Consider the following 5,247-nt stretch of genomic DNA (forward strand, 5'->3'; position numbering starts at 1 on the left):
TCATTGACCAGGTCACTCCACGGTTACAACAAATTGAACAGGAAGAACCGCAGTATAAAGGTTTCTAATAAAGGCCATGCCGATCTCTTCTCGGCATGGCTGCCCCTTTATCTTTATTCCCTCGTAGACGACAGGATTGGGAGGCTGATTTTCTTGGCATGGATAGCAGGATTATGGCTAGTAAATACGGCACTATTGATCATCATTGCGGTTCGGGAGGTGCGCCGCCCCGCCAAAGCGTTGACTTGGATATCAGTCGGACTTGTATTACCGATTATCGGATTCGTTTGTTACCTGTTCGTCACGAATCCTGTGCAAATGCGGCGGGACAAGCTCGTTTCTTCGCACAATAACCCGATAGCGTTGCCTCCAGCATGTGGTGACTCCGCTTTTGTTATCGCTCGGGCTTTGCAACCTTTGTCTGTCAGTGGCCTTCGAACCGGTTACGTCCAAATCCTCACGAACGGGATGGAAACCTACGGAAAACTCCTTCAATCAATTCAGGCCGCACAAAAGTCAATCGATCTGGAATATTACATATACCGGAATGACCATATCGGTAAACGTATCACAGATGTGCTGATTGACCGGGCTTTATCCGGTGTGAACATTCGTTTTATAAGGGATGGCTGGGGAAGCCGGTCGTTTCCCAAACATGCGGTTCGCCGGATGATGGAAGCAGGCATTGAATGCAGGACCATCTTTCCCTTGCGATTCCCCTGGGTACTATCCAACTTGACATACCGGGATCATTGCAAGATCGTCATCGTCGACGGAAAGGAAGCCTTCATGGGAGGAATCAACGTTGGGGACGAGTATACCGGAATGAAGCCGGATGTCGATTTTTGGCGCGACACTCATATGCGGTTAACCGGCGAAACAGCGGATGATGTGAAAGCCGTTTTTGAGGCTCACTGGAAAATGGCGTCACCGGACATGCTCCATTTAACGAGAAAGGCAAAATTTCTCCCTGAATCGGCTCAACTTTCTGACGATAAAGCCATTCATCCATTTCCATCCGGCAAAACAGAACGAGGATACGGATGGGAATGGGGATCGGAGCTGGGAACGATGGAAGGCCCCCACATGGGAAAAGCTTCCCCATCCAAGGATTCGCATAACGTCTATATACAGATATTCGAAGGCAATCCCGGGCTGCCTACTCCGGTCATTCGGGAAATGCATTTCATCTGCCTGACGCAGGCGACCCGAACCATCGACGTGACCAACCCTTATTTTATACCCGATGCGGATATCATGATGGCCATCAAAACAGCCGCGGCGCGTGGCGTTCGAGTGAGATTACTGGTGCCGCGCCAAGTGATTCCTAAAGTTGCAGGAGCTGCAAGCCGTACGTATTATGGCGAACTCGTGGAAGCAGGGATCAATGTGTTTCAGTACAACAAAGGGGTATTGCACGCCAAAGTCATGATTATCGATGGCGAGATTGCCGAAGTGGGTTCTTCCAACTACGATCCCCGTAGTTACCGTTTAAACTACGAAGTGTGTGCAGTGCTGTATAATTCCGATGTGGCTCGGGTGCTTACGGAACAATTCGAACGGGATCTCACCGACTCCATTCCTTTGCGAATGGAAGATTATCTGCATCGTTCTTCTTCTGAGCGCATTCTTGATCAAGCAGCGCGCGTTTTATCTCCGTTGTTATAAATAGGGCTTGCTCAACAAGAATCGTTCCAGGCGCGCATGTCGCATCGAGCATGAGGGTGCCTTGTTCGTGACATTCGCTACCGGGGAGGCTGCGATTGGCAGAACGCTCAGTTCTTTCGCCATCTTCCGGTTTTTCTTTGCCACAGTGGTGGGCTCCTGTGGAAGGGAGAACGCCTCGCCTACCTCCATGGTGAGCTGCGAACCGCCCGCGTCGTTATCGTCGTCATCGCGGTCCTGCTTGGACGGTTTCGTCTTGGCCTAGCGCTCTGCTTGCAGCGCGGCATGGGCAATCCAGCCGTTAACTTCAGCCAAGACTTCCAGACCGAGCCGTTCTCGGAAATGGGTTAGTAAAGAGTGATGAAAGGGCTCTTCATCTACATATGTGGTGTAGCCCAAGAAGAACTGCAAATACGGATTCTCTTGGATTTGCAAGGTCTCACGATCGCTTAAACCAAGGCGCTCCTTGATGATGAGCGAGCCGAGGGCGATAATACGTGCAGAGTACACCTTCTGGCCGATGGGGTGCGCCCCCGTATTCGCGAACTCCGGGCGCTTGAAGTGCCTGATTGGGCTGCATTCATGATGGCTAATTCAAGGCGAGGTGTTGGAAATGTCTCGTAATTAAATAACGCCCTTCCAACTTCCTACTGGGAAGCGAAAGGGCTGAAAGGTTTACTTTTTCGTTACTTGGAACATGTTGATTTTTGGAAACACCTAGTGCTTAGGTGTTGTGAGAGGACGGGGGTTAGCCGCCTCCTACTCGATTGGAGAAGTAGTTCACATTCGTGCCGAAACCAACCTGTATTCTTTTGGAGACCGAAACTTTATCGGGCTTTTGGAAACAGGCGTTGAACAATCTCTGTGAATTGCTCGTAAAACCCGGAAACAGGGCGGCCTTGTCGTACGTCTGTTACATAACTGGTAATACGGTCCACAAATTCAGGATTCGCGGAGATGTACACATTTTGAATATTCGGATCGGTCGATCGAACTTGCTGCGCAATTTGAGCTTCCAAATCACGGGATAACTGATTTTGGGGAGTATCCACGATCACGGCTACATATGCATTTCTTCCCGTTACAAGTACATTGGCTTGTTTTACTCGGTTTATTCGAACAATTTTCTCTGCCGCCGCGTCAGCAATTTGAATTCGATTATCGATATGTGTCTGGGGAGGGGTTAGGATTTGCTGCATTTGCACGCCTTGTTGCCGCGATTGATTTTCTGTTTTGCTCGCGCACCCTGTTGACATCATCGATACAACAACAAGCCACACGGCGATTCTCTTGATGTTACGTTTTTTGGCCATGGTCATCTGCTATGCCTCCATATTCCATTTACTCTTAGTATGCTTTCCACGATGAGTTAAAATTCACAACCGTTCCTTATTTTTATTGCCAATTCGAGGTTGAGCAATGAATTATTGGAAGTTGAAGAGAGAAGAATTGAAGTACCGATACCTCTGACACCCGTCGATAACCCTCACGAATAAAACGACGAAGTATGAAATTTGATATCCGATTTAGGCAGCAGTCTATGGTGCAAATATCATGCCCGGCATATAGTGTAGAAAAAAAGAGGAGATGCAAAATGGATGATACGGATGAAACCAATCGAAGTTGAAGGTTTCAAGGTGATAGGTATCGAGGTCGCTCTGCCAAAAACAACACTTCTTGCGGTAACAACGGATATTGTGCGGCGCTTTGGATATCCACTTGCTAAATCAGAAATTAAAAGATCGTCGAATTGTGGCAGGACGCGCAACCGGGGTGCGTACAATGGAGCAATTGCTGGATGCTCCTCTTGATATGGTTACCTTTGAGGCGGAATTGCACGGGATTCACCCTGGAATGAAGGGAACGGATGCGCTTTTAAAGATGATAAACATTGCCGAGTGACTCTTTAGAAAAGTGATTATTGAGGAAAGAAGGGGAATATTTTGCTCACTGGTTTACAAGTTGCATTCCTGGGAGTTCGACATAAAGTGGCTTTTTCATCTTTGACACAGTCCTCCGATAGTTGTCGTTTCATCAGTGTAATCTGTGTCTACTATTAAGTCTAGCATCAAACTTCATTTAGTGGGCGGTTTTCATTTGGTTAAAAATCAACATTAGAATTCGACGGCAAAGCAACAGTGCTCATTAAGGACGGCAAGATCATGGAGGATAACCTAAAAAAAGAAAGGATTACCTCGGATGAACTTATGGAACAGCTTCGAAAAAAAAATGTGTTCAAAGCTGCCGATGTTGAATTCGCCATCATGGAGTCAAGCGGTGACGTTAGCGTTCTTTTAACCAAGGAAAACCAACCGTTAACGCCTAAACACCTTGGAGTAAATGTCGGGCCGGAACAAGAGCCTCAAACGGTCATTATGGATGGAAAAATAATGGACGAGCCGCTTGCCACGATAGGTCTAAACAGGCAATGGTTGGATACGGAACTGGAGAAATTAGGTGTTTCGATTGATAACGTATATCTTGGACAGGTGGATTCCTATGGCCAGCTATACGTTGATTTATTTGATGATCAGATCAAAGTACCGAAACCTCAGAAGAAAGCCGCATTGCTTGCAACATTGAAAAAGTGTGAAGCGGATCTCGAAATGTTTGCCTTATCCACCAAAGAACAAAATGCAAAGCAGATGTACGAGCAATGTTCAAAATCGTTAGAAGAGATTATTGGTGAAGTGAAACCATTGCTGATTCGTTAACTATACGCCAGCTGAAAAAATACGAGGAGAATGTTCATGGCAAATAATATAAAGAAAAATTTAACGCGGGTACAACAGGAATATAAAGAATTGGCGCAAAGCGTCGAACCTCCGAGACCCATACTCAAAAACTTCCTTCGTGCTTTTATAGCCGGCGGAACCATCTGTTTGGTTGGACAAGCCATCCAAGAAATGTTTGTGCATTGGGGCGGCTTTGATGAGAAAAAAGCTGGAGATCCTACCGTGGCGGTGATGATCCTCCTTTCTGTCATTCTGACCTGCGCGGGGGTGTACGATAAATTTGCGCCCAATGGGCTGGTGCGGGTTCCGCAGTGCCTGTGACGGGATTTGCGAATTCGATGGCATCCGCAGCGATTGAACATCAGAGTGAAGGAATGGTGCTCGGTGTTGGCGGTAAAATGTTCAAACTGGCCGGACCGGTTATTGTATTTGGTACAGTCGCCGCCTTTGCGGTAGGAATTGTACATTTGCTGATCAAAGGCGGGGGAGGCTCTTAATATGTTAAAGGGACACCAGAGTTGGCTATTTGAGAACAAGCCGTTCATCCGATCAACAGCAACGGTAGTGGGTCCATTTGAAGGAAGAGGCCCGCTGGCCAAAGATTTTGACATTGTCCATGGAGAATCCATGATGGGACAAAAGAGCTGGGAGAAAGCAGAAAAGGTATTGATTGAAGAAGCGGCAAAACTGGCTATTGAAAATGCGGGGTTGACAAAGGAACAAGTACAGTTTTACATAGGCGGGGATTTGATGAATCAAATCATTAGCAGCAGTTTTGCCGCGCGAACATTATCGATCCCTTACCTCGGTGTGTTTGGCGCTTGTTCAACCTCGATGGAAAGTCTGG

The 5,247-nt window shown here is 47.2% G+C and carries 3 protein-coding genes and 5 pseudogenes; 6 read left to right on the top strand and 2 right to left on the bottom strand.

What is annotated here, in order from left to right:
* Window positions 1-153: 153 nt before the first annotated feature.
* Window positions 154-1,668: a phospholipase D-like domain-containing protein gene (locus tag EHV15_RS33940; protein ID WP_128635706.1), complete on the top strand. Its 1,515-nt coding sequence runs from the start codon at window positions 154-156 to the stop codon at window positions 1,666-1,668.
* A 258-nt stretch (window positions 1,669-1,926) separates the two neighbouring features.
* Here the strand turns inward: EHV15_RS33940 and EHV15_RS33945 are convergent, their stop codons facing one another.
* A complete protein-coding gene (locus EHV15_RS33945; RefSeq protein ID WP_164766819.1) occupies window positions 1,927-2,175 on the bottom strand; it encodes a transposase in 249 nt (82 codons plus the stop codon).
* Between the two features lie 15 nt (window positions 2,176-2,190).
* Between EHV15_RS33945 and EHV15_RS38160 the strand changes: the two are divergent.
* A pseudogene (locus EHV15_RS38160) lies at window positions 2,191-2,361 on the top strand (group II intron reverse transcriptase/maturase); the annotation flags it as partial.
* Between the two features lie 131 nt (window positions 2,362-2,492).
* On the opposite strand, the gene EHV15_RS33955 reads toward EHV15_RS38160, so the two are convergent.
* Window positions 2,493-2,984 (bottom strand): YhcN/YlaJ family sporulation lipoprotein, encoded by a 492-nt coding sequence (locus EHV15_RS33955; RefSeq protein ID WP_127607794.1) that lies wholly within the window; start codon window positions 2,982-2,984, stop codon window positions 2,493-2,495.
* A 279-nt stretch (window positions 2,985-3,263) separates the two neighbouring features.
* Here EHV15_RS33955 and EHV15_RS33960 point away from each other — a divergent pair.
* The 4 pseudogenes from EHV15_RS33960 to EHV15_RS33975 form a co-directional block, all read left to right on the top strand.
* Window positions 3,264-3,567 (top strand): annotated as a pseudogene (locus EHV15_RS33960) (YunC family protein).
* A gap of 221 nt (window positions 3,568-3,788) precedes the next feature.
* A pseudogene (locus EHV15_RS33965) lies at window positions 3,789-4,379 on the top strand (YetF domain-containing protein); the annotation flags it as partial.
* Between the two features lie 36 nt (window positions 4,380-4,415).
* A pseudogene (spoVAC, locus tag EHV15_RS33970) lies at window positions 4,416-4,897 on the top strand (stage V sporulation protein AC).
* A 1-nt stretch (window position 4,898) separates the two neighbouring features.
* Window positions 4,899-5,247, top strand: a pseudogene (locus tag EHV15_RS33975) (stage V sporulation protein AD); the annotation flags it as partial.

Source organism: Paenibacillus oralis (genome assembly GCF_003863965.1).
Classification (GTDB): Bacteria; Bacillota; Bacilli; order Paenibacillales; family Paenibacillaceae; genus Fontibacillus; species Fontibacillus oralis.

Excerpts from the sequence above, each read along its gene's own strand:
- EHV15_RS33955 (WP_127607794.1), bottom strand. The coding sequence starts at position 2,984 with ATGACCATGGCCAAAAAACGTAACATCAAGAGAATCGCCGTGTGGCTT.